The organism is Rhizobium sp. UBA1881 (genome assembly GCF_002338015.1).
Classification (GTDB): Bacteria; Pseudomonadota; Alphaproteobacteria; order Rhizobiales; family Rhizobiaceae; genus Rhizobium.
Genome location: NZ_DDHH01000012.1, coordinates 6,353 through 6,584 on the forward strand (window position 1 = coordinate 6,353; position 232 = coordinate 6,584).

A 232-nucleotide genomic window follows, 5' to 3' on the forward strand; every position below is an offset into this window, starting at 1 on the left:
CGCCGGCAAGTCGACGCTGCTTGGCGTCCTCGCCGGCGATGTGCTGGCGAGCGAAGGACAGGTGATGATCGGCCACACCGACGTGACCCGCAAGCCGACCGCCGCGCGCGCCGGGCTCGTCGCCCGCGTGTTCCAGGATCCGTTGACGGGGAGCTGCGGCGCCTTGTCGATCGAGGAGAACCTGGCGCTGGCCGCGCGTCGCGGCGAGCGGCGGGGGCTGACCTCGGCGCTC

Annotated in this window: 1 protein-coding gene; it reads left to right on the forward strand. The window is 73.7% G+C overall.

Features of this window, described 5'->3' with window-relative positions:
- Positions 1–232 (forward strand): ATP-binding cassette domain-containing protein (locus tag B3605_RS01310; RefSeq protein ID WP_296431774.1); only part of this gene is annotated, 232 nt, incomplete at both ends.